A 24379-nucleotide genomic window follows, 5' to 3' on the forward strand; every position below is an offset into this window, starting at 1 on the left:
GGGGAGGTACCGGCGGGGAAGTGGAACCACAAACTGTGATTACTGGGTCACCAGGCTGACCTTATCCACTACGAAGGAGGTTTGCAGCGACGAGTCTTCCGTCATTGCGAACGACAGGCGCACCGTCTGGCCTTTGTAAGGCAGCAGATCGAAGGTGCGGATCTGGTAGCCGCTGGCCGCGTTCACGTTGGAGTAAGTTGCCAGCGTGGCCAGGGTGGTGCCTGCGGTGTTCTTCACAGTCACCACCAGCTTGTCGTAGGCGGTGCTGCCCGATTCCGCAGTGTCGATGTGCAGCGCGAAGCTCAGGGTTGCCGAGGTCACGGTCGATGGGATCGCCACGTCCTGGGTGATGGTCTCGGAAGCGGTGGTGCCGTTACCGCCCAGCCATGCGAAGCGGGTGCCTTCGTAGGCGGTCTGGCCGCTGTAGCTGCCGATCACGCCGGTGGTGCCGGCCCATGGCGAAGTGCCGGACTCGAAGCCGCCGTTTACCACGCGTTCGGTCTGCGAACCGCCCACGGTCAGGGTGGCGTTGTTCGAGTTCACGGTCGCTGCCGGCGAAGCGGAGTCGGTCACCGATGCGTTGAACGAAGCGCCGTTGTCGGCAGCCTGCGCGGTGAAGGAGTAGGTAGCCGAAGTGGCGCCGGAAATCAGCGAGCCGTTGCGATACCACTTATAGCTGTAAGGCGCGGTGCCGCCCGATGCTGCCACGGTGAAGCTGGCGGTGCCGCCGGCAGACACGGTCACGTTGTTCGGCTGGGTAGCGATCGCCAGTGCCCCCGATACCACTTCATCCACGTCGGCGCCGACGTTAATTGCAGCGTAGGCGCGCTTGACGGCGGTCGACTCTTTGGAACCCACGCCATACAATTCCTCGGCTGCCTGAATGACCTTGGTACGTGCGTCCGCATAGTTGGTGGACGAGGTGAACTTGGTGGTATTCGCCTTGAACCAGATGCGATAGGCCTTGTCGTTGCCGATACCCGTCATGTTCTTCGGGGTCTTTGTCAGGTAGGAGCTGTAGTAGTCGCTGGTCGAGCTGGAGCTGGAACCCTGCGACAGGAAGTAGAACATGCGGTTGTTCGGGCCGGAGCTGTAGTGCACGTTCAGATTGCCGAGGGTGCTGCTCCATGCGTTAGGGCTGGTGCCGTCCTTGCTTGGCTTGTACAGCCAGCGCAGCGGCTGGCCGCTCTTCGAGATTTCAGCACCCATCACCCAGTCATTGCCGGTGTTCGGGATGACGCTGCCGGTGCCGCCTGCGCGGCCATAGGCTTCCACCATTTCGCCGTTGATGTCCGAGTTGGATTCGTTCAGGCCACCGGATTCGCCGGAGTAGGTCAGGTTGGACGTGGCATCGGTCACGCCGTGGCCCATTTCGTGGCCAATCACGTCGATGGAACCGAGGTTATTGAAGGACGTGCCGCCGTCACCGATGTACATGCACTTGCAGCCCGGCTCGAAGAAGGCGTTGTCGTATTGGGTGTCGACGTGGACCGCGATGTAGGTCGCGGTGTTGTTGCCATCCAGGGACTGCCAGCCCAGCACGTTCTTCATCGTGTCGTAGGTGTTCATCAGGCCCCACAGCGCGTTCACTGCGGCGGTCTGGCCGTTGGCGTTGGTGGTGCTGCCGCCGTTGACGTACTGCTGGCCGTCGCCCCAGGTGTTGGTGCTGTTGGTGTAGATGGAGCCGGCTTGCGGATTGGATTCCGGCGAGTGGTTGGCGTTGGTGATCGCCATACCGCCGAAGGTGCCGCCTACGCCGCGCGTGGCGTCCAGCATCTTGTAGGTGGAACCGGACAGGGTGGTCTGGATTGGTACGTCGCCGTTGTACTGGCTGTGGCCGGTGCCGGTCACGGTTTCCAGCGCATCCCACTGCTTGATGGTGACGCCGGTCAGCGCGCTCACCACGGTGTCGCGGTAGACCAGCTGCTTGTTGTTGACCATGCGGGTTTTGACCAGGTAGGCCAGCTCGTAGTGATCAACCACGTCTTCCACGTCCACCGCGTTCAACTGGGCATCGGACTTGTTGCCGGCGGACGGCAGGCGCACCTGTTTCATCACCGGCCAGATCAGCAGTTCGGCTTCAGGCTTCCAGCGATGGGTGCCGTTCGGCGCCACACGTTTTACGACCAGGTCGATCGCTTCGTCGGCGCTGACGGTCGGGGTGGTGTCCGGTGCGCCTTTGCCACCGGCCTTGGCGGCGCGGGATGCGTCCAGCCCTTCGCGGCGGTTAGATGCCGATTCGCTGACGATGTCGCCATTTTGGTCGCTGACGATGACCGAATCCGAACCAAACACGCGCAGGCCGCGCCAGGTGTGAGCGGCGCGCGTGATGCGCTGGCCGTGGGTGCCTGGGTGCTGGCTAGTAATCTTATAGCTGTGATCGCTGTCCAGGCCTGCGGCGCCGCGGCGGTTGTTCAGCTTGTCCAGGATGTTGGCCTTGTCCGCGTCAGTCAGGGCCTGGCCCGGAGCGGACATCAGTGAATCCGGCAAAGCTTGCGCGAATGCGCATGCGAACGGCAGTGCTGCGATGGCAGCGGCGAGGATGCTCTTTTGAAGTTTCATCGTCTCTCCAGATGACGTGGTGGGTAGGAGAGCCGGAACTTAATCCTCCCGATCCGGTGAAGTCAAAAAAGTTGTGAAATGAGTCAAGCCCAGGAAATCTGTTCAAAATGAGACATACTGTTTTCGGAGATCGCGCGCGTATAGCGCTAATCGCACCAACTTGGCGCACTGTTACGAGAAGTTGTCGGCTTACTGCAACAAACTAGACTTGCCTCTCTAAATTCGTGTTTGGCGCAACACAAATATGTATCGAATTGTCGCGTCGTCGTTGCAATAGTTTAATTTTGCGATTTACACTAGCCCGTCACCGTTGAGGCATCTGTTTGTGAGGGCGCATCACTCATGCTGTCAATTTCAACCAAAGTCGAACGCATCGTCGCGGAATCGCCGTTTCTGAGCGAGGGGCTGCGTCGCGGACTGATCAACCTGTCGGAACTGGCGCGCCAGCTGCAACCGCAGCTTCAGACCGACCTGTGGAAACCTGTCGGCCAGGCGGCCGTCGTCATGGCCCTGCGCCGCGTAGCCAACCGGCTGCCCGATGCGGACAGCCACGAGATCGTGCTGGCGCAGAAGTCCGGCCAGCTGACCGCCCGTACCGATCTGGTGGAATTCACCTTTCGCCGCTCCGAGCTGACCGATGAATGCCATCGCCAGCTGCTGGAGAAGGTAGGCACGGGCCACGGCCTGTTCCTGACCGTCACGCGCGGCATCAACGAGGTGATGGTGATCTGTAGCCGCCCGCTGATCCCGATGGTGGAGGAAGTCTTCGGCGACGAGCGCCTGCTCGCGCGCCTGGAGAACCTGAACGCCGTCACCTTGCAGCTGACCGCCGATTCCTGGCGCACGCCGGGCATCTACCACGCGATCCTGAAAAAGCTGGCATGGGACAAGGTCAACCTGATCAATCTGATCTCGACCCACACCGAGCTCACACTATTATTAGAGAAGGAATATACGGGGGCGGCGGTGACGGTGCTGTCCACCATGATTACCCATTAGTTGGCGAAGGCCAGCTCGCTTTCCTTGATGTCCGCGATCGGGCCGAGAATGGACCCGTCGAAGTCGCGCGGTGCGTGGCGCCGCTCGAACAGTTGCGGCAGATCCGGGTTTGCCAGCGCGCCCCGGCCCAGCGCCACGACATCCGCACCCAGATCGAGCGCTTCGCCGCTGCGTTCGACGCTATGCAGAGAACCGTTGGCGATAATCGTGACGCCGGGGGCAAAGCGCCTTGCCAGTGCAATCAGGCTGTCGTGACCGTTCTCAAAAGCCGGCTTCCAGGCCTCGAACTCGGTCACATGGATGAAATCGGCGCCTGCGCGGGCCAGCGTGCCGAAAATGACCTCCGCGTCGGCCTCCCGGCCCGGCCATTTGCTGGTGAAGTCATTCACCTTGCCTTGTGATATGCGAATTCCAACCGGCACCAGGTCACCAACGGCGCTCTTCACGGCTTTGACGATTTCTTCCAGCAGGCGCACGCGGCCGTGCACATCGCCGCCCCAGCGGTCGGTGCGCAGATTGGTATGCGCGGTCAGGAACTGGTCCAGCAGATAGCCGTTGGCGCCATGGATTTCGATGCCGTTGAAGCCGCCGGTCCGCACCGCGCGCAGGGCAGATTGCACGAAGCTGTCGATTACCTCGGCGATTTGCTGTTCGCTGATTTCCTGTGGCGTGGCATATTCACCTGTGCCGTAATAGAAGGTCATCTGCTTGCCCTTCGGCTGCACCGGAGAAGGTGCAATGGTATGGGCGCGATAGGCATTGCCCTGGCTGAGGGCGCCTGCGTGCATGAGCTGGGCGAAGATCAGTGCGCCGTGCTGCTGCACCTCTTGCGTGACTTGCTTCCATGCAGCGGCCTGGGCATCGTCCGCGATGCCGGGCTGGTTGCGATAGCCTTGCGAGAACGCCTTATCGGTGTAGATCCCTTCCGTCATGACCAGACCGAAGCCGCCCTTGGCGAAGCGGCGGTAATAGTCGCGCATGGCCTGCGTGGCCAGGCCGTCCGCGGTCGCCGTAATCCGGGTCATTGGCGCGACAGCCAGCCGGTTTTTCAGATTCGTGCCATTCATATCGTGTTTTGATAAAATTTTGCTGAGAGAGTCGTTCATGATCTTCACTTTCCAAAAGGGACGCTGCGGTTGCAGTGCATGGAAGTCATCATAGGCATCGGTGCACACTTGAGAAAGCATCAGAAAGTGAAGCCGTCTTATCAAAAATCGTTATAAATGCAGATTTCAGACCTTCGCATTTTTCTCTCGGTGGTGACTGCCGGAAGTTTGTCGGCAGCCGCGCGCCAGCTCGACATCGGGCCGATGCAGGTATCGCGGCGGATCGCGGTTCTGGAGGAGGAGCTTGGCGTGCGGCTGTTTCACCGGACCACGCGTTCGGTATCGCTCACTGCGGAAGGTGAAGCGTTTCTGCCCTACGCGAATACAATGGCCGAAGCGGAAGAGAGCGCACGCGGGGAGCTCAGTCCGGCCTCGGCCACGGTTTCCGGCGTGCTTCGCCTCACCGCGCCAAGCGTGTTCGGCCAAACGGTCGTGCTGCCGATGTTGTCCGCGCTGCTGGAGCAGCATCCGGATTTGCGCGTCGATCTCGACTTGTCCGACCGGGTGGTCGATATCGTTGGACAAGGCCTCGATCTGGCCTTGCGCGTGGCAACGCTTGGCGATTCGGATCTGGTAGCGAAGCGGATGGTGAGCAATCCGCGTGTCATCTGCGCATCGCCGCGCTACCTGAAGCGCTATGGTGTGCCATCAACGCTAGCTGAGCTGGAGCTTCATCAGTGCATCGTGCTGCAGGCGGTAGCACGCTGGCCCTTTGTTATCGATGGAAAGCTGCAGCATCGGCGCATGAATGCCCGGCTCACCACGAGCAATGTGGACGCCGCCCGCCTCGCGGCGCTGCAGGGGCTCGGGCTGTCCATGCTCACTTACTGGGACGTTTATCGCCAGCTGCGAGAAGGCAGCCTGGTCAGCATTGAGCTGGAGGATGCGGCGATGGAAGACCTGTCCGTGTGGGCTGTGATGCCAACACGGCGCTATGTTCCGACCCGCGTCAAAGTATTTTTGGCGGCGCTTGAGAGGGAGCTGATGGTCAAGCTCTGATAAGCCTCCCAGCTGGAGCGCTCGACCCAATTGTGCATCAGCATGCCATCTTCGCGGACTTGCCACACGGCGGTGCCGGTGAAACGGACTTCGCGTTGGTCGGGGGGCAGGCCGAACATGCCGTTGTTGCGGCCGCTGACGATCCAGCGCGAGGCGACGCGGCTGCCGTCGGCGTTCTGGAAAGTCTCGACCACTTCGAATGCCAGTCCGCTGATCTGTTGGTTGAATTGTTTTGCCCAGGCCTTGAAGCTGGTCCTGGAGGCGATGTCCACGCCGCCAGAGGTGATGACAAAGTCCTCCACGCAGAAGCGGTCGATGGCGTCAAAGTCCTTGCCCTGCCACACAGCGGCCCAGAAGGCTTCGACGATGTTCACTGAATTCATTGGGATCTCCGGGTTGTAACGAAATAGGCAGCTGCCAGTGCACCGAGGAACAGCACGGCAGCGAATGCGATGGCGCCGGCTTCCATGCCGATGCGGTCGATCAGGAAGCCGCAGGCGACCGGCAGCAGGCCGGCCGGGATATAGGCGCCGATATTGAGCAGGGAAATGGCCTGTGCGCGCTGCGCGTCCGGCACGCGCACGCCGATGGCGCTCAGGCCGCCGAGCTGGCCGAGGCCCTGTCCCATGCCGCCCAAAACAGCGGCGAGCAGGAGCAGGGCGGGAGCTTCGGTATGGATAGCCGTGGTCACCGCGATCATCGCCAGGGCAGTCGCGCTAGCGCCAAACTGCAGAATGGTGCGGATCGGCAGATGTTTCAGCGCCAGTTGCGCGCCAGTCGCGCTCATGAACATCAGGCAGGCCGTTCCACCCGCCACCAAAGGGCTGCTGACGTGCAGTAGCTTGGACAGCAAGGCCGGTCCCAACGCCAGGACGAAGGAAGTCGCCGACAGACCCGGCGCGAACACGGCGACTCCTGATGCAATATCCATCCGGTATTGCGCCTGCACCGTCGGCAGACGCCAGGCCAGGCCGGCGCGGCCAACGTGGGTCGAAGGCCGTGTCATGAGCACGATAAGCGCAGTCGCGATCAGCAACAGTTCGGTGATGAAGATGGCCGGCGCCGGCTGCGCGATCAGCTGCGCCAATGTGCCGGCCAGCAGCGGCCCCAATCCTGCTCCAACGACCATCGCAATCGACGCCGCTTGCGAGGCCTGGCGCTTGCGCTCCGAGCCGCCTGCCTCGACCACGGCAGCCATACCGGCAGCGACGCCGGTGCCTACCGCTACGCCGGTCAGGAAGCGCGCCGCCACCAGCGCATGGACCGAGGCGGCCGTGGTGAACAGAACGCAGGCCAGCATGGCGAGAGCCAGGCCGGGCGCCAGCACGGCCTTGCGGCCGAAGCGGTCCGACAACTGGCCCGCCACCAGGAGCGCGCCAATCAGACCTGCGATGTAGGCCGAGAAAATCACGGTCATCGAGGCCGATGAAAATGCAAATTGGCGCTGCCAGTACACGTACAGCGGCGTGGCCGAATTGGACAAGATGAACACCGCTGTCACCAGCCATGCGGCGGCGGCGATGTTGCCGGGATGTTGAGACTTCATTTTCACTCCTGACGTGCAGCAAATTTCAGATGTTGCTATTCTGCTGGCGTCGCTGAAGAAGCGAAATTCCCCAATATTTCACCTGGCTTGTGAGGAAATACCCATGTTCGACTGGGAAGATCTACGCCACTTCACCGTGTTCGCGCAGGAGAAGTCTTTGTCGGCAGCTGCGCGTCTTCTCAATGTAGACCACGCAACGGTCGCTCGCCGGGTTGCCGCGTTGGAGGAGTCCTTGCAACTCAAGCTGGTGGACCGCCGGCCACGCGCTTATTTCCTGACTAGCGATGGTGAACGCATCGCCGAATTGGGCAAGCGCATGGAGCTGGAATCGCTGGCGGTGCAGCGCACTGCATCGGCAGGCCAGGCAGGTATTGCCGGAACGGTATCGGTCAGCGCACCGCCGGCGATGGCGGCGGCCTTGATTGCACCGCGCCTGGTGGAGCTGCGTGCGGCCCATCCCGACTTGCATGTTCGGCTGGATGGCGACACCCGCAATGTGTCGCTGGTGCGGCGCGAGGCGGATATCGTCATACGATTAAGCCGCCCGCAGGATCACGACGTCGTGGTGCGTAAGATCGCTGCCGTGCCTTTTTCCTTTTATGCCACCCGGGCCTATCTGAAAAAGAAAGACCGCGCCTACATCGCTTACGACACCAGCATGGACGAAACGCCGCAGCAGATCTGGTTGCAGAACGAGGCGGGCGATGCGCCGATTGTCCTGCGCAGCAATGACCTGGCGGTGCAGGCCTCGGCGGCTGCGGCGGGTGTCGGCATAGCGGTGCTGCCGGATTTCATGGGAGGCGCCGATGCGCGGCTGGTGCGCTTGCCGCACAGAGGCGAGGCGCTGAAGCGGGAGGTCTGGATCGCGGTGCACGACGACTTGCGCCGGGCACCGCGCATCCAGGTGGTGATGGCTTTTCTGGCAGCCTGCTTTTGATTACTTCTTCTCTTCTTCCGCCGGCACCGAGAAATTCAGCTCCGGCTCTTCCTGTTTCTTGTCGCTGTCCGGCGGTGGCGCTTCGGTCTGAATTTGCAGATCGCCTGATTGCACCGTGCCTGCCGTGCTGCGGTCGAGGAAAGCAGTCACGGTCTGCGGCAGCGCAGCCACCAGCAGCACCATGATCATCTGCAGGCCGACCCACGGTAAAGCGCCCCAGTAGATATCGGAGCTCTTGACTTCTTTCGGCGCCACGCCGCGCAGGTAGAACAGGGCGAAGCCGAAAGGTGGATGCATGAAGGAGGTCTGCATATTCACGCACAGCATCACGCCGAACCACACCAGCGCCGCGGACTGCGCCGCCTCCGGGCTGCCCATAATGCCTTCCAGTTGCGGTGCCAGGATCTTCTGCGCCACCGGCGCCAGCATCGGCACGACGATGAAGGCGATCTCGAAGAAATCGAGGAAGAAGGCCAGGAAGAACACGAACAGGTTCACCACCAGCAGGAAGCCGATCCAGCCGCCAGGGATGCCGGTAAACAGATGCTCGACCCACAGCCCGCCGTCAACGCCCTGGAACACCACGGAGAAGCAAGTGGAGCCAATCAGGATGAAGACCACCATCGCAGTCAGGCGCATGGTCGACTGGTAGCTCAACACGATCAACCCGCGCAGCTCGCTGATACGGCTGGCGCGGAAGATCATCCAGGCCAGCGCCACGTACAGCACGGCCAGCGTAGCCTGCTCATACGGCTTGGCGTTTGGCGCGAGGCCGGCCTCGCCCTGGTTGAAGAAGAAACCGATGGCTGCAGCCACCACGCCAGCGGTGAGGCCGATGCGGAACACGATGTGATCGCGGCGATTGAATTCCGGCTGGCGGATCACCGCCAGCACCACCGCGCCCAACGCGCCCATGGCGCCCGATTCGGTCGGCGTGGCGATACCGAGCATCATCGTGCCCAGCACCATGAAGATCAGCACCGCGGCCGGGATAATCCCGCGCAGGCACTTCTTCCACAGTTCCCAGCCACGCTCGGTCAGTTCGTCCTGCGGTGCGGCAGGCAGCCACTCCGGACGGATACGCGCCAGCAGGAAGGTGTAGATGGCGAACAGCGCGATCTGTACCAGCGACGGCCCCCATGCGCCGAGATACATGCTGCCCACATCTGCTGCGGCGGTCTGGGTTTTCAGCTGGTCGGCCAGCACCACCAGCACCAGCGACGGCGGCACTAGCTGCGTGATGGTGCCCGATGCGGCCAGCACGCCGGTGGCGTAGCGCATGTGGTAACCATAGCGCATCATCACCGGCAGCGAGATCATCGCCATGGCGATCACCTGTGCCGCAACCGTGCCGGTAATCGCGCCGAGGATGAAGCCGACGATGATCACCGAGTAGCCCAGGCCGCCGCGAATGCCGCCGAACAGCTTGCCCATCGAATCGAGCATGTCCTCCGCGAGGCGGCACTTCTCAAGCACCGCGCCCATAAAGGTGAAGAAGGGAATCGCCAGCAGCAGATCGTTGGCCAGCACACTGCCGAAAATCCTTTGCGGCACCGCCTGCAGGAAGGGCACACCGAAGAAACCGTGCAGGATCGAGATCCCGCCGAAGAACAGGCCTACCGCCAGCAGCGAGAACGCCACCGGGAAGCCAACCAGCATGAACACAACCAGGCCGCAAAACATCAGCGGCGGCATCCACTCCAATGGAATCATTGCACGGGCCTTTCGTATTTGCTGTCCAGGTGCACCATGCCTTTCAGGGCGGCGATGCGCTTAATCAGTTCGGAAATGCCTTGCAGCGTCAGCAAGGCAAAACCGAGCGGGACCACAAACTTGATGGGGTAGCGTGCCAGTCCGCCGGAGTTGCTGGACTGTTCAAAAATCTGCCAGGAGGGGAGGAACAGCGAATACCACGAGAGCCACGCAAACAGAATGCAGGCGGGGAGCAGGAAGAAGATGATGCCGAAAATGTCGATCCAAAGCTGCTTGCGCTCGCTGACATGGCCGTAAATCAGGTCCACGCGCACGTGCTCGTTGCGCTGGAAGGTGTAGCTGGCGCCCAGCATCACGGCGGCGCCAAATAAATACCACTGCAACTCAAGCAGCCAGTTATTACTCCAGTCGAATCCGTAGCGGATCATGGCGTTGCTGGCGCTGATCACGCAGGACAGCAAAATCATCACATTCGCCAGCTGGCCGCTTCTGTAGCCGATCCGGTCCAGCCAGTGGGAAAAGCGCAAAAATCCTTGCATTGGCGGTGTCTCCACGCATTGTTTTATTGCAAGAATATTAGCTGATTATTTGCCGCGGGTCATAAAAAACCAGCGGCCCAAAAACAAGTGCCTGCCACGGCGTGGCAGGCACTAGCTTTACGCCTTGGGTTTCTGCGGATTACAACTGGCTGCGCACGCGTGCGATAGCAGCGCGCACCTGGTTCGGCGCGGTGCCACCGACGTGATCGCGTGCGGCCACGGAGCCTTCCAGCGTCAACACGGCAAACACGTCCTCGCCGATCAGCGGCGAAAAGGCGCGCAGCTGGTCCAGCGACATTTCCGCCAGATCGATCTTCAGGTCATCGCAAGCGCGCACGGCATGCGCCACAGCTTCGTGCGCGTCGCGGAACGGCAGACCCTTCTTCACCAGATAATCGGCCAGGTCGGTCGCCGTGGCGTAGCCCTGCAGCGCCGCTGCGCGCATCGCTTCCGGCTTGACGGTGATGCCGCCGGCCATGTCGGCGAAGATGCGCAAGGTATCGACCACGGTATCGACGGTGTCGAACAGCGGTTCCTTGTCTTCCTGGTTGTCCTTGTTGTAGGCCAGCGGCTGGCCTTTCATCAGGGTCAGCAGGCCCATCAGGTGGCCGTAGACGCGGCCGGTCTTGCCGCGCGCCAGTTCCGGCACGTCCGGGTTCTTCTTCTGCGGCATGATGGACGAGCCGGTGCAGAAGCGGTCCGCGATATCGATGAAGCCCACGCGCGGGCTCATCCAGATGATCAGTTCTTCGGACATGCGCGAAATATGCGTCATGATCAGCGAAGCGGCCGCGGTGAACTCGATCGCGAAGTCGCGGTCGGACACGGCATCCAGCGAGTTGTGGCAGACATCGTCGAAGCCCAGGGTCTTGGCGACGCGCAGGCGGTCGATCGGGAAGGTGGTGCCGGCCAGTGCAGCGGCGCCCAGCGGCAAGCGGTTCACGCGCTTGCGGCAATCGGCCATACGCTCGGCGTCGCGGCCGAACATTTCAACGTAAGCCAGCATGTGGTGGCCGAAGGTGATCGGCTGCGCCACCTGCATGTGCGTGAAGCCGGGCAGGATGGTGTCGGTGTTTTTCTCGGCCAGATCGACCAGGGCGCCGCGCAGCTGATTCAGCAGACCAGTGATATCGTCGATGGCGGAGCGCACGTACAGGCGGATATCGGTCGCGACCTGGTCGTTGCGCGAACGGCCGGTGTGCAGGCGCTTGCCTGCGTCGCCGACCAGCTCGGTCAGGCGCTTCTCGATATTCAGGTGTACGTCTTCCAGATCGAGCAGCCATTCGAAGGTGCCGGCATCGATTTCGCCGGAGATTTGCGCCATGCCTTTCTGGATGGCGTCACGGTCGGCGGCGGAAATGATGCCCTGTGCGGCCAGCATTTCGGCGTGCGCCAGCGAGCCCTGGATGTCGGCCTTGGCCATGCGCTTGTCAAAGAAGACAGAGGCGGTGTAACGTTTAACGAGGTCGGAGACGGGCTCCGAGAAGCGGGCCGACCATGCTTCGGCCTTTTTGGAGAATTGGTCTGTCATGATTGAATAGCTGCGGTTGGATTTAGACGATTATAAATTAGAGGAATGATCTGATGAAAAAGTTAGCAATTTCACTACTAATGCTGGCTACGGCGGGCAGCGCATTTGCGCAGCAGGCGCGGCCGACCGATGTGGGTAGTGTGGAGGGCGTGATCGGCGCGCTGTACGACACCATTTCCGGCCCCGCCGGCCAGCCGCGCGACTGGGACCGCCTGCGTTCCCTGTTCCGTCCCGATGGCCACATGATCGTTCAAAGCCCAACCAAGACCACGGTGCTGAGCGTGGAGGATTACATTGGTCGCGTCACGCCAGTGTTTGCCAAAGATGGTTTCTACGAATCGGAAATTTCGCGCAACACTGAGCAGTTCGGCCAGATCGCCCACGTGTTCAGCACTTACCAGTCGCGCCACGCGCCGGGCGACGCGGCGCCTTTCCAGCGCGGCATCAACAGCATCCAGCTCATCAATGACGGCCAGCGCTGGTGGGTGCAGTCGCTGGTATGGCAAGCGGAAACCGAGAAATATCCTTTGCCTGACCGCTATCTGAAGAAATGACGTTCACCATCAGCACCGACAAGGCCCGCCTGGACGTGAGCCTGATTCACAACTTTCTCAGTAAGGAATCGGCCTGGGCTCAGAATATTCCGCTTGAAACTGTGCAACGATCCATCGAACATTCCTTATGCTTCGGCGGATTTGTTGACGGAAAGCAGGTTGCGTTTGCGCGCGTGGTGACAGACTACGCTACCTATGCCTATCTGGTGGATGTCTTCGTGTTGCAGGAATGCCGCGGGCGCGGCTACAGCAAACGCCTGATGGAAGCTGTCATCGCCCATGAAGGACTGCAAGGACTGCGGCGTTTTATGTTGGCGACCTCGACAGCCCACGCACTGTACGAACGCTTTGGTTTTACTCCGCCGTCGCGTCCGGCTACACTGATGGAAAGGTACTTCCCGGATGTTTACAAAAGAGACTCAGGATAGCGAACAGGAGTCCATTGTGAAGCTGCTCTCTCCCGCCGGCCTGGCGCGATTCGGGCTGGCGTTATTGGCGGCGCTCGGCCTGCCCACGCAGGGCAGGGAAGCGCCAAGATCTACGCCACCGGCGACCGGGCGCAGCAATCCTCCGCCCGCGCCCGCGCCTACGCCGGTTCCACCCGCGCCACCTGCGGCGCCTGAGCAGGTGCGCATCGTTGCGGGAGCAGTCAGTACCATGAGCAGCGGATCGGCAGCTATTGCCACCACCCCTATCGCAGCAACCCAGGGCTCCCTTGTCATCATCGGCGGCGGTTTGCGCGGCGACAATGCCGACGTGTGGCAACGCATCGTCAAGCTGGCCGGCGGACGCGGCGCCCACATCGCGGTCTTCCCTTCGGCCGCCGGCAATCCCGAGCGCTCGGCGCAAACCATCATCGGTTATCTGCGCAAATGGGGCGCGGACGCCTTCCTCGTCCCGGTCGCGATTCGCCTGGATGGCAGCGATTACCGCAAGGCGGCGGAAGATGCGGCGCTGGCCGACAAGATCCGCAAATCCGATGGCGTGTATTTCGTCGGCGGCGACCAGGGCCGCATCACCAAGGCGCTGGTGCGCGAGGATGGCACGCATACGGCGGCGCTGGATGCGGTCTGGGATCTGTACCGCCGTGGCGGCGTGATCGCCGGCTCGTCTGCTGGCGCAGCCATCATGAGTTCGACCATGTTTTCCAATCCCAAGGCCATCCTGGCGATGCTGCAGACCGGCATCGCCGACGGCAAGGAACTGGCGCCGGGTCTGGGCTTCATCGGCGACGATATCTTTGTGGATCAGCACCTGCTGGTGCGCGGCCGATTCGCGCGCATGATTCCGGCCATGATGGCCAAGGGTTACCAGATCGGTCTGGGCATCGATGAAGACAGCGCCATGGTGGTCACCGCCAAGCGCGAGGTGGAAATCATCGGCTACAAGGGCGCCATGCTGATCGACCTGACCCGCGCCGAAACGGATAAGGAAAATCCGAATTTCAACGTCAGCAACGTCTCGATCAGCTATCTCGATCGCGGCGACAAATTCAATATCGCCACGCGCATGTTCATCCCTTCGACGGACAAGGCGGGCGGCCGGCTCGACCCGCTGCACCCGTCCAGCCGCGGCGCCGTGTTCAGCAACGATGTACTCGGCAATAGCGCCGTGGTGGATCTGATGGAGCGCCTGATCGACAGCGATCAGCAGGAGGCGGTTGGCATCGCCAGCGGCAATCCGCGCATTGACAAGACCGACATGGGCTTCGAATTCCGCTTCACCAAGACGCCTGAGAGCGTGGGGTATGTCTCAGCCGTGGCGGATGCCTATTCCATCCTGAATATCCGCCTGGACATCCGTCCCATCGAGCTCTACCGCCCGCTCTACAAATATCGCTGAAAAAATCTGAATCCAGCCGGTCCCCGGCTGCGTATATAGCCATGCTGCACCTTCCTATCCACTATCCAGGGGATGAACATGGCTACTTTGCTGAAGAGAGTGCTGGCGCTGGCGATTGCCGCCGCCGCGCTGCCACCGGCGATGGCGTCCAGCCACCGCGAAGCTCCATTCATTACCAAGAATCCGAAAGCTGATGCGACGGACTTCTATATGTTCCGTAGCTACGAGCCGGGACGCGAGCAATTCGTTACCTTAATCGCCAATTATGTTCCTTTGCAGGATGCATATGGCGGTCCGAATTTCTTCCAGATGGACCCGGACGCGCTGTACGAGATCCACATCGATAACAATGGCGATGCGAAGGAAGACCTGACCTTCCAGTTCCGCTTCACCAATACCAACAAGGACGGCGCGTTCACAGTGGGCGGGCAGAAGGTATCCATTCCACTCGTGATCAATGGCGGCCCGATTAACGACGTCAATCCCGCCGGCTTGAACGTGCGCGAGACGTATTCGGTGACCGTGGTGCGCGGCGATCGCCGTGGCGGGCAACGCGCGATGGTCAGCAATGCAGCCAACGGCAGCACAGTGTTCGATAAGCCGGTGGACAATATCGGCAACAAGTCGATTCCCAATTACGCGGCGTATGCGGCCAAGCATGTGTACACGGTGAATATTCCTGGCTGCAGTGTGCCGGCGCGCATGTTCGTTGGCCAGCGCAAGGACCCGTTTGTGGTCAATCTTGGCGAGACTTTTGACCTTATCAACATCAAGGCCCCGGCAGTGGAATTTCTGGCGAATGCCGAGAAGAATGCACGCGATGATCTGGACGATAAGAATGTGACGTCGCTGGAGCTGGAGATTGCTGCTTCCTGTCTCACGGCAGGCAATGAGCCGGTGATCGGCGGCTGGACGACCGCCAGCTTGCGCCAGGGACGCCTGATCAATCCTCTCGGCGGCTCGCGTGATGGCGGGGCGTGGACGCAGGTGTCGCGGCTTGGCATGCCGCTGGTGAACGAGGTGGTGATTGGGCTGAAGGACAAGGACAAGTTCAATCACAGTAAGCCTTCCGGTGATGCGCAGTTTGCCACTTACGTGACCAATCCGACCTTGCCAGCCCTGGTCGAGGTGTTGTTTGGCAGCGCAGGCGCCAAGGCGCCGACCAATTTCCCGCGCAATGATCTGGTGACTGCTTTCCTCACCGGCGTGCCGGGTTTGAATCAGCCGAAGAATGTGAAGGCATCCGAAATGCTGCGGCTGAATACATCGATTCCCGCCGTGCCGATGGGATCGCAGAAACGGCTTGGCGTGATCGACGGTGATAACGCAGGCTTCCCTAACGGGCGGCGTCCTGGCGATGATGTGGTCGACATCGCGCTGCGGGTGGTGATGGGTAAGCTGTGCACACTGAATATCGGCTGCGCGCCGTCCGACGCACCGGCGGGCGCAATCCGCTTTACTGACGGGGCGTATCTCGACGACAGCTTCTTCACCTCGTCCTTCCCCTACCTGAAAACGCCGATCGCCGGTTCGCCGCAGCAGTAAGGAGCGCATCATGAAATCGCTTGCTCTCCTTTGCAGCGCGCTGCTGCTGGCCGCATGCGGCGGTGGCGGTGGCCACAACGCCGACACCAGCCCTACCACGCCGCCGCCACCACCCGTGATGACGGACGCCTTCACCGCCACCGTACTGGCCCTGATCGCCACCTCGCCCGACGACGCCGAGCCCACCGACACCAGCAACGTCGCGCTCACCACGTCCGAAGACAAAGAGCCCGAACCTGTCGACAAGGTAGCGGCGCCATGATCCCCGCCGGTACGTCGCTGGACAGGGAGGCCGCACGACGGCGCCGCCGCGCGGTCCGTGCACGCATCGTGCGGACGCTGGTGGCGGCCTGGCTCACGCTCGCGGCTGGGGCACGGGCGGGGATGGCGGCGCCGTATGTGCCGGCGTCCGGCGCGGTGGTGGTGGAGACGCTGCCGCGCCGTACCGAGGTGCAGCCGCCGGAACTGCTGGCCCTGCGCGCGCAGCTGCATGCCTCGCCGAACGACGCAAACATCGCGGCGGCGCTCGCGCAGCAGTACATCGCGCTGGGCCGCCGCGAAAGCGACCCGCGCTATTTCGGCTACGCGCAAGCGGTGCTGGCGCCGTGGTGGTCCATGGGAGCACCACCTGCGCCAGTGCGCCTGCTGCGCGCCACGCTGCGCCAAACCAATCACCAATTCGCCGACGCCATGTCCGATCTGGACGCGCTCACGAAATCAGACCCCGCCAACGCGCAAGCCTGGCTTACCCGCGCCACCGTGCAAACGGTGCGCGGCGACTACGCCGGCGCCACCTCCAGTTGCGCGCGGCTGTCCAACCTGTCCGGACAACTGGCCAGCTTCACCTGCCTCGCCGCAGCCCGCGCCAACACCGGCGATCCGCTCGCCAGCGAGCGTCTTCTGCGGGCGGCATTCTCACGTGAAGCCGCCGAAGCGCCGCCCGAAGTTCGTGTCTGGACACTAACCCTGCTGGCTGAACTGTCCGCCCGCCGCGGCGACCCGTCAGCCGATCACAGCTTCCGCCAGGCGCTCGCCATCGCCCCGCGCGACAGCTACCTGCTCGGCGCCTACGCCGACTATCTGCTCGACCAGGGCCGCCCCGCCGAAGCCGAACGCCTGCTGAAACCCTTCCAGCGCGTCGACAGCCTGCTGCTGCGCTACGCCCTCGCCCTGAAGCAACAGGGCGCCGGCACCACGTCCGTGCGCGCCGAACTGCAAGCCCGTTTCAACGCCGCAGCCGCACGCGGCGACAGCGTCCACTTGCGCGAACAAGCCCGCTTCACCCTGCACCTGCTGGGCGACGCGCAATCGGCCGTCGCCCTGGCCCGCCGCAATTGGGAAACGCAAAAAGAGCTGGCCGACCTGCGCCTGCTGCTGGAAGCGGGCGAACGCGCACATGACGGCGCAGCAGTCGCGCAAGCCACGACCTGGATACGCACGCACAAATTGGAAGACGCCGCCATCGCCGTGCTGATGAAAGGAGGTGCATGATGATCCGCCTGCTCACCATGCTGATGCTACTGATCGCCAGCAGCACCGCCTGGGCGCACAAGCCCAGCGACAGCTATCTGACCCTGCACATCGAAGGCCAGGAAATCACCGCGCAATGGGACATCGCTCTGCGCGACCTCGACTTCGCCATCGCCCTTGATGCCGACGGCGATGGCCAGCTGACCTGGGACGAAGTGCGCAGCCTCCACGATGCCATCGCCGCCTACGCGCTCTCCCGTCTCGCGCTCACCGCAGACGGAGCCTTGTGTCCACTGACTGCGGCGAGCCAGCTGCTCGATCACCACACCGACGGCAGCTACACCGTCCTGCGCATGCACGCGACCTGCGCCGCCGAGCCGCAGCGGCTCACGGTCAGCTATCGTCTGTTCGCCGACGTCGACGCCCAGCATCGCGGTCTGCTGCGCATCGAGCATCAAGGCGCGACGACAACGGGCATTGTGGGCGGCGACCAGCCTGCGCTGGAGATCACGCTCGCTCAGCCAGCGCTATGGCGCCAGTTCGCCGACTACGTCCAGCACGGCATCTGGCACATCTGGATCGGCTATGACCACATCCTGTTCCTGCTTTCGCTGCTGTTGCCGGCGGTACTCATCACAGCCGGCGCGCGCGGCGTGTTCATGGACGTGCTGAAGATCGTCAGCGCCTTTACCCTGGCGCACTCGATCACACTGAGCCTGGCCGCGCTACAGGTTGTAAGCCTGCCGTCACGCTGGGTGGAATCGGCCATTGCGGCATCGGTGGCCATCGCAGCGGCGAACAATCTCGTACCGATCATTCAAGGCAAGCGCTGGCTGGCTGCCTTCGTATTCGGCCTGGTGCACGGCTTCGGCTTCGCCAGCGTGCTGGCGGACCTGAGGCTGCCGCGCGAAAGCCTGGTGCTGGCGCTGGTCGGCTTCAACGCTGGTGTGGAAGTAGGGCAGCTGGCAATTGTCGCAGCCTTCCTGCCAATCGCCTACGCAGTGCGCGCGACCTGGCTATACCGTAAAGTGCTGCTGACCGGCGGCTCCAGCATCATCGTGCTGGTCGCCACCTTCTGGTTCGCCGAACGAATCTAAAGCACGCTTACCCACGGGCCTTTGTACAGCACGGGTCCCGTCGGGCCGTTGGGATCTGGCGAACCACCGCGCGGCTCCAGGCTGATCGCCAGCAGCACCACATCGCTGCCCACGGCCTTGTCGTTCAGTGCCAGCTTTGCCGTCCGCGCCGCGCCGAGCACGCCCAGCGAGCGCGGGTTGCCTTGTTTCGGAATCGCCCACAACTGCAAGGTTTTATCGTCCGGCACAGGGGCGCCGCCGACCACTTTGACTTCCATGGTTTGATGGCGTGAATCAGCGGTCACCACCAGCGCGGGCTGGGCTTGCGCGTCCGTCAGCGTGGCAACCATGTCGATGGACGGGGCTTGTAGTGTGCGCACGCCAATGGTGGCAACCAGTATTGCCGCCAGCGCGGTGGACGCGATGCCCAGGCCGCGCCACCAGCGCAGCGAATCCCACCAGCGGGCGCCCGGCGTTTCGCCCGTCTGCCGGCGCGGTGCGCGGCCGGTCGCGTCGCGGGTTCCCTCGGTATCAGCGGCCCCTGCGGCATTGACGGCACCAGCGGCGCTGAGGCGCAGGCGGCGCTCAATGTCGCGCCACACCTGCGGCGAGGGCGCCTGCTGCGGCGCCAGCTCGGCCAGCGGCAGCAGGCGATCCTGCCACTCGTTCACGGTACGGCGCAAGGCCGCATCATTGAACATCCACCCTTCAAAACGCCGCCGCGCGCTACCGCGCAAGGTGCCCAGCACGTATTCCGCCGCCAGGCGCTCGCGCAATGTCTCGTTGCCCCGGATATTCATGCCTGCCCCCTTTGCGCGAGGCAGGTCTTGAGGCGTTCCAGCCCGCGTCTGATCCAGGTTTTTACCGTGCCAATGGGCAGGGACATGCGCTGCGCCACCTCGGTGTGGGACATATCGTGGTAAAACGCCAGCCCGATCACCTGCCGGTGCAGCCCTTCCAGCGCGGAGAGGCAGGCGGCCAGCGCCTGCGCCTGGGCGCTCAATTGCAGCGCCTCTTCGGGGCGTACGTCGGAATCGGGCAGGGCGTTCATGAAGTCGGCATCGATTTCTATCGGTTCATCCAGGCGGCGCAGGATATCGAGCGCCTTGTTGCGCACGATGGCCGTCATCCACGTCATTGGCGCAGAAAGGCCGGACTGGTAGGTGCTGGCCGAATGCCAGATTGAGACAAAGCCATCCTGCAAGGCTTCTTCGGCCAGCTCCTTCTTACGTAATATACGCAGCGCGAAGCCAAACAGTTTCGGCGCTGCAGCGTCGTAGAGCGAACGGAATGCAGCCGCATCGTGGCGGCCCGTGGCGATCAGCCAGTTGCGCAGCTGCTGTGGATCGGAGGACATGGCAGGACTCCGTGAGGGCAGTGGGTCAATCCATCATAGCGGCAGCCCGGCCGGAGGTCTACAATATCGCGCAAACATTCAACACTTGGAGATTGCATGTCCCAATTTGCCCGTCTGCTGGCCGCCACGACGCTCAGCACCGCAGCCAGCCTGGCCTGCGCCGCCCAACCCGCCACCGTACGCGTCGATTACCTCCATAGCGGCAATGCCTTGAGCGAGAACTACGCCATGGAGCGCGTGGTGATTGAACCGCTGCCGTGGCCCGGCGATATGAGCCGCACCATCGATACCACCAACCGTGGCAATAACAAGGTCGAAGTGGCGGACGCCAAGACCGGTAAGCTGCTGTACACGCGCACCTTTTCCACCGTGTTCGGCGAATGGCGCACCACGGACGAAGCCTCCAAGGCAAGCCGTGGTTTCAGCGAGTCTGTGCGCTTCCCCAAACCGGAGCAGCCGGTCAAGGTGCGCATCCTGAAGCGCGACGAGCGCAATGAATTCTCCGTCGTGTGGAGCACGGAAGTCGATACCGATGTTCTGGACGTGGTGCGCAAGCAGGAGCCTGCGCCGGCCAAGCCGATTCCGATCCGCGTCAGCGGCCCGTCCGAAAAGAAAGTGGACCTGCTGATCCTGGGCGATGGCTATACCAAGGCCGAAATGGGCAAGTTCGAGCAGACCGTACGCCGCTTGACCGACTATATGTTCAGCGTGTCGCCATACAAGGAACGCGCCAACGACTTCAATGTATGGGCGCTGGCCGTGCCGACCCAGGAGTCGGGCGTGAGCCGTCCTTCGACCAATACCCACCATGCTTCCGCGCTCGGCACGCGCTACGATATCTTCGGTAGCGAGCGTTATGTGCTGACCACCGACAACCGCGCGCTGCGCGACATCGCCCAGTACGCACCGTATGAGTTCATCGAGATCCTGGTGAACAACGATACCTACGGCGGTGGCGGCATCTACGGCCAGTTCAGCACCGCTGCGGCCAACAACGATTGGGCCAACTACCTGTTCGTGCACGAATTCGGCCACCACTTCGCGGGCCTGGCGGACGAGTATTACACCTCGCCCGTGGCTTACGCGACCGGGGGAGCGCGCATGGAGCCGTGGGAGCCGAACGTCACGGCCCTGCAGGACCCGGCTCAGCTGAAATGGAAGAAGTTCATCAAATCTGGCACGCCGCTGCCGACGCCATGGCCAAAAGCTGAATATGAGGCGCATTCGCGCGAGCACCAGAAGTTGCGCGCCCAATTGCGCAAGGACAATCGTCCGGAAGCCGAGATGAGCAAATTGTTCAAGGAGGACCTGGCCTGGACCAATGCCCTGTTCTCGAAGGCGCCCAACGCCAAAGCCGTGGGCGCGTTTGAAGGGGCCAACTATGAGGCGACCGGCTACTATCGTCCGCAGCAGCAGTGCGTGATGTTCGACCGCAGTGAAGCCTTCTGCTCAGTGTGCGCGGAAGCCATCAGTGAGACCATCGATCTGTATTCGCGGCCTGCGATGTAATCAATTGTTACTTGGTGCGGTGGCGCACAGTGGCAATTGTTGCGTGAGCATATTCTGATTTCACCCAATTACCACGAGGTGAAATCATGAATAAATTGCTCGCAACCCTGATCGCCAGCGTGTTCGCTACCGCGGCCTACGCACAGACTCCTGCGCCGACCACGGTGCCAACTTCTCCGGCTATCTCGAAAGAGCAAGCCAAGGCTGATGAGAAGGTCTCCAAGGCCGAAGTCAAGGAAGCCAAGAAGGACGCCGACGCGGACAAAGATGTAGCGAAAGTGGCCGATAAGGCCGAGAAGAAGAAAGCCAAGGCTCACGCCAAGGCCGCCAAAGCCCACGACAAGGCCAATGAGAAAGTCGCCAAGGCCGATGCCGACGACAAGATGAAGGCTGAGGCAAAGGCTGAGAAGGACATCGCTTCTGCCGACACCAAGGCCGCCAAGGTCGATGCCAAGCAGGATGCGAAGGTAGCCAAGGAACAGGCCGAGGCCAATCGCGACAAGTCCATCGCGGCGGCCAAGACTTCTGAGGTGAAGGCCAAGGCTGCGGCGGATGTGAAAGAAGCTGCGGCCAAGCATTAAACCCACTGCAAAACCTGGTGGCGGGCTCGATGAGCCAGCCACCTGTTCAGCACCTGCGGCTTTGATCAGGTGGCTGGCACGTCAGTGCCTGCCACCAGCTTTCAAGGTTCAGGTGTTCGGCAGCAGCCCCGTAGGCTTGATACGGGTCGGCATCGCCTTGCCCTTGCGGGCGCGCTTGCCGAAGTGCGGCTCCAGCACAGTCGGACCCATACGTTCCTCCTTCGCCTTCTGCGCATTGCCGATGCCCAGCACGGTCACGCCTTTCTGCGTAATCGCGCGCGCGGCAACCAGCTTCTCCTTATCTTCCAGCTCCATCAGGATCACGCCGCGTCCGCCGTTGGACAGCACCTTCATTTCGTCCATGCCGAACACCAGCAGGCGCGCCTTCTCGGAGATGGTCGCCACCGCGCTGGCATCCTCGGCCACCACGGTCGGCGGCAGCGGCTTGGCGCCCTCGTCCAGCGTCATGAAGGCCTTACCGCCCTTCAGTCGCGACACCATATCGCCGGCCTTCGCAATGAAGCCATAACCAGCGTCGGACGCCATCAGCAGTTGCGTATTCGCATTGCCCGCGAAGTAGTGCAGCAGGCGCGCACCGCCGGACAAATCGACCAGCGTGGTGATCGGCACGCCATCGCCACGTGCGTTAGGCAGGGCGGCGACCGGCACGGAATACACCTTGCCGTTGTCGCCAAAGCCCAGCAGCGTATCCACCGTGCGGCACTCGAAGGCGCCGTACAGCGCATCGCCGGCCTTGAAGGTGAACTGGGCCGGATCGTGGCCGATGCCGGTACGCGCGCGCACCCAGCCTTTTTCCGAAATGATGACGGTGACCGGCTCGTCCACCACCTTCTGCTCGACCACGGCCTTCTGGGCTTCTTCGATCACGGTGCGGCGGGCGTCGCCATAGGTCTTGGCGTCGGATTCGATTTCCTTGATGATCAGGCGCTTCATGGAGGACGGATTGTCCAGCAGGTCTTGCAGCGTCTGTTTTTCCTTGCGCAGCTCGGCCAGTTCCTGCTGGATCTTGATCGCTTCCAGGCGGGCCAACTGGCGCAGGCGAATCTCAAGGATGTCTTCGGCCTGGCGGTCCGACAGCTTGAAGCGCTCGATCAGCGCCGCTTTCGGCTCGTCCGAATTACGGATGATGTGGATGACCTCATCGATATTCAGCAGGATGGTCTCGCGGCCTTCCAGGATATGGATGCGGTCATCGACTTTATTCAGGCGGAACTGGGTGCGGCGGGTCACGGTGGAGAAGCGGAAATCGATCCACTCCTGCAGGATTTCCATCACGCCCTTCTGGCGCGGACGGCCATCGCCGCCGATCATCACCAGGTTCATCGAAGCCGACGTTTCCAGCGAGGTGTGCGCCAGCAGCATCAGCATGAATTCGGTCTGGTCGACGTTCTTCGACTTCGGCTCGAACACCAGGCGCACGGCAGCTTCGCGGCCGGATTCGTCGCGCACCTTGTCCAGCTGGGACAGGATCAGCTGCTTCAAGGTCAGCTGCTCAGGCGACAGCGCCTTCTTGCCCATCTTGACCTTCGGATTGGTCAGCTCTTCGATCTCCTCCAGCACTTTCTGTGCAGAGGTACCGGACGGCAGTTCGTACACCACGGCCTGCCATTGGCCACGCGCCAGTTCTTCGATCTTCCAGCGCGCGCGCACTTTCATCGAGCCGCGGCCCGAGGCGTACATATCGTCGATCTGCGCGCGCGGCGTGATCAGCTGGCCGCCACCCGGGAAGTCCGGACCAGGGATCAGCTGCATCAGCTCAGCGTGCGACAGTTTGGGATTGCGAATTAGCGCCACCGTGGCCTGCGCCACTTCGTTCAGGTTGTGCGACGGGATTTCCGTCGCCAGGCCCACTGCAATTCCCGATGCGCCGTTCAGCAGTACCATCGGCAAGCGTGCCGGCAGCAGGGCTGGCTCCTCGTACGATCCGTCGTAGTTGGGGATGAAGTCCACGGTGCCCTGGTCGATCTCGTCCAGCAGCAGGCGGGAGATCGGGGTCAGACGGGCTTCGGTGTATCGCATTGCCGCAGCGCCGTCGCCGTCGCGCGAACCGAAGTTACCCTGGCCGTCGATCAGCGGATAGCGCAGCGAGAAATCCTGCGCCATGCGCACCATCGCGTCGTATACCGACTGGTCGCCGTGCGGGTGCAGCTTACCCAGCACGTCACCCACCACGGTCGCGGACTTGCGCGGCTTGGCGGTCGGGCCCAGGCCCAGTTCATTCATCGAATACAGGATGCGGCGCTGCACCGGCTTCTGGCCGTCGCACACGTCCGGCAGGGCGCGGCCCTTCACCACGGAGATGGCGTAATCCAGGTAGGCGCGTTCAGCAAAGGTGGACAGGGTCAGCGTTTCGCCGCCGTCGCCGTTATCGCCACCGCCGCCGTTGTTGTCCGGCTGTTCCGGTGCCGGTTCGTCAAAGAGATTTGCTTGAGTCATAGTCGTTGTCTTTTCCTGAAACCAGAGGCTTAAACCGGGTGGCTGCCACGATGTGG

Annotated in this window: 22 protein-coding genes; 12 read left to right on the top strand and 10 right to left on the bottom strand. The window is 62.3% G+C overall.

From position 1 onward, the window contains the following. Window positions 1-39: 39 nt before the first annotated feature. Window positions 40-2562 (bottom strand): M4 family metallopeptidase, encoded by a 2523-nt coding sequence (locus tag AB4Z19_RS19340; protein ID WP_442035804.1) that lies wholly within the window; start codon window positions 2560-2562, stop codon window positions 40-42. A 342-nt stretch (window positions 2563-2904) separates the two neighbouring features. Here AB4Z19_RS19340 and AB4Z19_RS19345 point away from each other — a divergent pair, with 342 nt between their 5' ends. Continuing rightward, a complete protein-coding gene (locus AB4Z19_RS19345) occupies window positions 2905-3561 on the top strand; it encodes a hypothetical protein (protein WP_442021631.1) in 657 nt (218 codons plus the stop codon). On the opposite strand, the gene AB4Z19_RS19350 is transcribed toward AB4Z19_RS19345, so the two are convergent. Beyond that, window positions 3558-4667, bottom strand: coding sequence for an NADH:flavin oxidoreductase (locus AB4Z19_RS19350; protein ID WP_442021629.1), 1110 nt, complete (start codon window positions 4665-4667; stop codon window positions 3558-3560). The two genes, AB4Z19_RS19345 and AB4Z19_RS19350, sit on opposite strands and share 4 nt — an antisense overlap. A 117-nt stretch (window positions 4668-4784) precedes the next feature. On the opposite strand from AB4Z19_RS19350, the gene AB4Z19_RS19355 reads away from it, so the two are divergent. Next, window positions 4785-5666 (top strand): LysR family transcriptional regulator, encoded by an 882-nt coding sequence (locus AB4Z19_RS19355; protein WP_442021627.1) that lies wholly within the window; start codon window positions 4785-4787, stop codon window positions 5664-5666. Here AB4Z19_RS19355 and AB4Z19_RS19360 read toward each other — a convergent pair. Together AB4Z19_RS19360 and AB4Z19_RS19365 are read right to left on the bottom strand one after the other, a co-directional pair. Beyond that, on the bottom strand, window positions 5600-6049 hold the full coding sequence (locus AB4Z19_RS19360; protein ID WP_442021625.1) for an ester cyclase: 450 nt from the start codon (window positions 6047-6049) through the stop codon (window positions 5600-5602). The genes AB4Z19_RS19355 and AB4Z19_RS19360 overlap by 67 nt on opposite strands. Continuing rightward, window positions 6046-7212, bottom strand: coding sequence for an MFS transporter (locus tag AB4Z19_RS19365; RefSeq protein ID WP_442035805.1), 1167 nt, complete (start codon window positions 7210-7212; stop codon window positions 6046-6048). The genes AB4Z19_RS19360 and AB4Z19_RS19365 overlap by 4 nt, the downstream gene beginning before the upstream one ends. A 103-nt stretch (window positions 7213-7315) precedes the next feature. Between AB4Z19_RS19365 and AB4Z19_RS19370 the strand changes: the two genes are divergently transcribed. Continuing rightward, window positions 7316-8149, top strand: a complete 834-nt coding sequence (locus tag AB4Z19_RS19370; protein WP_442035806.1) for a LysR family transcriptional regulator — start codon at window positions 7316-7318, stop codon at window positions 8147-8149. Here the strand turns inward: AB4Z19_RS19370 and AB4Z19_RS19375 are convergent, their stop codons facing one another. The 3 genes from AB4Z19_RS19375 to argH form a co-directional block, all read right to left on the bottom strand. After that, the gene (locus AB4Z19_RS19375) at window positions 8150-9862 is read right to left on the bottom strand and encodes a TRAP transporter large permease (RefSeq protein WP_442035807.1); all 1713 of its coding nucleotides are present in this window, start codon (window positions 9860-9862) and stop codon (window positions 8150-8152) included. Continuing rightward, entirely contained in the window at window positions 9859-10401 is a 543-nt protein-coding gene (locus tag AB4Z19_RS19380) for a TRAP transporter small permease subunit (RefSeq protein WP_442028558.1), read from the bottom strand. Before AB4Z19_RS19380 ends, AB4Z19_RS19375 begins: the two co-directional genes overlap by 4 nt. A gap of 139 nt (window positions 10402-10540) precedes the next feature. Next, complete coding sequence (gene argH / locus AB4Z19_RS19385; RefSeq protein ID WP_442035808.1) at window positions 10541-11932, bottom strand: argininosuccinate lyase; 1392 nt, start codon at window positions 11930-11932, stop codon at window positions 10541-10543. A 53-nt stretch (window positions 11933-11985) separates the two neighbouring features. Between argH and AB4Z19_RS19390 the strand changes: the two genes are divergently transcribed. The 7 genes from AB4Z19_RS19390 to AB4Z19_RS19420 all read left to right on the top strand — a co-directional run bounded on the left by AB4Z19_RS19390 (window position 11986) and on the right by AB4Z19_RS19420 (window position 18440). After that, window positions 11986-12486: a hypothetical protein gene (locus tag AB4Z19_RS19390; RefSeq protein WP_442035809.1), complete on the top strand. Its 501-nt coding sequence runs from the start codon at window positions 11986-11988 to the stop codon at window positions 12484-12486. Beyond that, window positions 12483-12914, top strand: a complete 432-nt coding sequence (locus tag AB4Z19_RS19395) for a GNAT family N-acetyltransferase (protein ID WP_442028561.1) — start codon at window positions 12483-12485, stop codon at window positions 12912-12914. The genes AB4Z19_RS19390 and AB4Z19_RS19395 overlap by 4 nt, the downstream gene beginning before the upstream one ends. 16 nt (window positions 12915-12930) lie before the next feature. Continuing rightward, complete coding sequence (locus AB4Z19_RS19400; protein ID WP_442035810.1) at window positions 12931-14328, top strand: cyanophycinase; 1398 nt, start codon at window positions 12931-12933, stop codon at window positions 14326-14328. Window positions 14329-14406: 78 nt separating this feature from the next. Beyond that, complete coding sequence (locus AB4Z19_RS19405) at window positions 14407-15873, top strand: DUF4331 domain-containing protein (RefSeq protein ID WP_442035811.1); 1467 nt, start codon at window positions 14407-14409, stop codon at window positions 15871-15873. A 10-nt stretch (window positions 15874-15883) separates the two neighbouring features. Next, window positions 15884-16135: a hypothetical protein gene (locus tag AB4Z19_RS19410; protein WP_442029160.1), complete on the top strand. Its 252-nt coding sequence runs from the start codon at window positions 15884-15886 to the stop codon at window positions 16133-16135. Further along, complete coding sequence (locus AB4Z19_RS19415; RefSeq protein ID WP_442029161.1) at window positions 16132-17364, top strand: hypothetical protein; 1233 nt, start codon at window positions 16132-16134, stop codon at window positions 17362-17364. Before AB4Z19_RS19410 ends, AB4Z19_RS19415 begins: the two co-directional genes overlap by 4 nt. After that, entirely contained in the window at window positions 17361-18440 is a 1080-nt protein-coding gene (locus AB4Z19_RS19420) for a HupE/UreJ family protein (RefSeq protein WP_442029162.1), read from the top strand. Before AB4Z19_RS19415 ends, AB4Z19_RS19420 begins: the two co-directional genes overlap by 4 nt. Here AB4Z19_RS19420 and AB4Z19_RS19425 read toward each other — a convergent pair. Then, entirely contained in the window at window positions 18437-19219 is a 783-nt protein-coding gene (locus AB4Z19_RS19425; RefSeq protein WP_442035812.1) for an anti-sigma factor, read from the bottom strand. The genes AB4Z19_RS19420 and AB4Z19_RS19425 overlap by 4 nt on opposite strands. Beyond that, a complete protein-coding gene (locus AB4Z19_RS19430) occupies window positions 19216-19776 on the bottom strand; it encodes a sigma-70 family RNA polymerase sigma factor (protein ID WP_442029336.1) in 561 nt (186 codons plus the stop codon). The genes AB4Z19_RS19425 and AB4Z19_RS19430 overlap by 4 nt, the downstream gene beginning before the upstream one ends. A 96-nt stretch (window positions 19777-19872) precedes the next feature. Between AB4Z19_RS19430 and AB4Z19_RS19435 the strand changes: the two genes are divergently transcribed. Next, the gene (locus AB4Z19_RS19435; RefSeq protein WP_442035813.1) at window positions 19873-21285 is read left to right on the top strand and encodes a M64 family metallopeptidase; all 1413 of its coding nucleotides are present in this window, start codon (window positions 19873-19875) and stop codon (window positions 21283-21285) included. 86 nt (window positions 21286-21371) lie between these two features. Beyond that, entirely contained in the window at window positions 21372-21866 is a 495-nt protein-coding gene (locus AB4Z19_RS19440; RefSeq protein ID WP_442035814.1) for a hypothetical protein, read from the top strand. Between the two features lie 108 nt (window positions 21867-21974). Here AB4Z19_RS19440 and parC read toward each other — a convergent pair whose 3' ends face one another. Beyond that, entirely contained in the window at window positions 21975-24323 is a 2349-nt protein-coding gene (gene parC / locus AB4Z19_RS19445; protein WP_442035815.1) for a DNA topoisomerase IV subunit A, read from the bottom strand. Window positions 24324-24379 lie beyond the last annotated feature (56 nt).

Origin of the sequence: Pseudoduganella sp. RAF19 (genome assembly GCF_052114165.1) — a bacterium.
GTDB lineage: Bacteria > Pseudomonadota > Gammaproteobacteria > Burkholderiales > Burkholderiaceae_D > Rugamonas.

Excerpts from the sequence above, each read along its gene's own strand:
- AB4Z19_RS19420 (WP_442029162.1), top strand. The coding sequence starts at position 17,361 with ATGATGATCCGCCTGCTCACCATGCTGATGCTACTGATCGCCAGCAGC.
- argH (WP_442035808.1), bottom strand. The coding sequence starts at position 11,932 with ATGACAGACCAATTCTCCAAAAAGGCCGAAGCATGGTCGGCCCGCTTC.
- AB4Z19_RS19415 (WP_442029161.1), top strand. The coding sequence starts at position 16,132 with ATGATCCCCGCCGGTACGTCGCTGGACAGGGAGGCCGCACGACGGCGC.
- AB4Z19_RS19410 (WP_442029160.1), top strand. The coding sequence starts at position 15,884 with ATGAAATCGCTTGCTCTCCTTTGCAGCGCGCTGCTGCTGGCCGCATGC.
- AB4Z19_RS19380 (WP_442028558.1), bottom strand. The coding sequence starts at position 10,401 with ATGCAAGGATTTTTGCGCTTTTCCCACTGGCTGGACCGGATCGGCTAC.
- AB4Z19_RS19365 (WP_442035805.1), bottom strand. The coding sequence starts at position 7,212 with ATGAAGTCTCAACATCCCGGCAACATCGCCGCCGCCGCATGGCTGGTG.
- AB4Z19_RS19390 (WP_442035809.1), top strand. The coding sequence starts at position 11,986 with ATGAAAAAGTTAGCAATTTCACTACTAATGCTGGCTACGGCGGGCAGC.
- AB4Z19_RS19345 (WP_442021631.1), top strand. The coding sequence starts at position 2,905 with ATGCTGTCAATTTCAACCAAAGTCGAACGCATCGTCGCGGAATCGCCG.
- AB4Z19_RS19430 (WP_442029336.1), bottom strand. The coding sequence starts at position 19,776 with ATGTCCTCCGATCCACAGCAGCTGCGCAACTGGCTGATCGCCACGGGC.
- AB4Z19_RS19370 (WP_442035806.1), top strand. The coding sequence starts at position 7,316 with ATGTTCGACTGGGAAGATCTACGCCACTTCACCGTGTTCGCGCAGGAG.
- AB4Z19_RS19360 (WP_442021625.1), bottom strand. The coding sequence starts at position 6,049 with ATGAATTCAGTGAACATCGTCGAAGCCTTCTGGGCCGCTGTGTGGCAG.
- AB4Z19_RS19350 (WP_442021629.1), bottom strand. The coding sequence starts at position 4,667 with ATGAACGACTCTCTCAGCAAAATTTTATCAAAACACGATATGAATGGC.
- AB4Z19_RS19440 (WP_442035814.1), top strand. The coding sequence starts at position 21,372 with ATGAATAAATTGCTCGCAACCCTGATCGCCAGCGTGTTCGCTACCGCG.
- parC (WP_442035815.1), bottom strand. The coding sequence starts at position 24,323 with ATGACTCAAGCAAATCTCTTTGACGAACCGGCACCGGAACAGCCGGAC.
- AB4Z19_RS19340 (WP_442035804.1), bottom strand. The coding sequence starts at position 2,562 with ATGAAACTTCAAAAGAGCATCCTCGCCGCTGCCATCGCAGCACTGCCG.
- AB4Z19_RS19355 (WP_442021627.1), top strand. The coding sequence starts at position 4,785 with ATGCAGATTTCAGACCTTCGCATTTTTCTCTCGGTGGTGACTGCCGGA.
- AB4Z19_RS19395 (WP_442028561.1), top strand. The coding sequence starts at position 12,483 with ATGACGTTCACCATCAGCACCGACAAGGCCCGCCTGGACGTGAGCCTG.
- AB4Z19_RS19435 (WP_442035813.1), top strand. The coding sequence starts at position 19,873 with ATGTCCCAATTTGCCCGTCTGCTGGCCGCCACGACGCTCAGCACCGCA.
- AB4Z19_RS19405 (WP_442035811.1), top strand. The coding sequence starts at position 14,407 with ATGGCTACTTTGCTGAAGAGAGTGCTGGCGCTGGCGATTGCCGCCGCC.
- AB4Z19_RS19425 (WP_442035812.1), bottom strand. The coding sequence starts at position 19,219 with ATGAATATCCGGGGCAACGAGACATTGCGCGAGCGCCTGGCGGCGGAA.
- AB4Z19_RS19375 (WP_442035807.1), bottom strand. The coding sequence starts at position 9,862 with ATGATTCCATTGGAGTGGATGCCGCCGCTGATGTTTTGCGGCCTGGTT.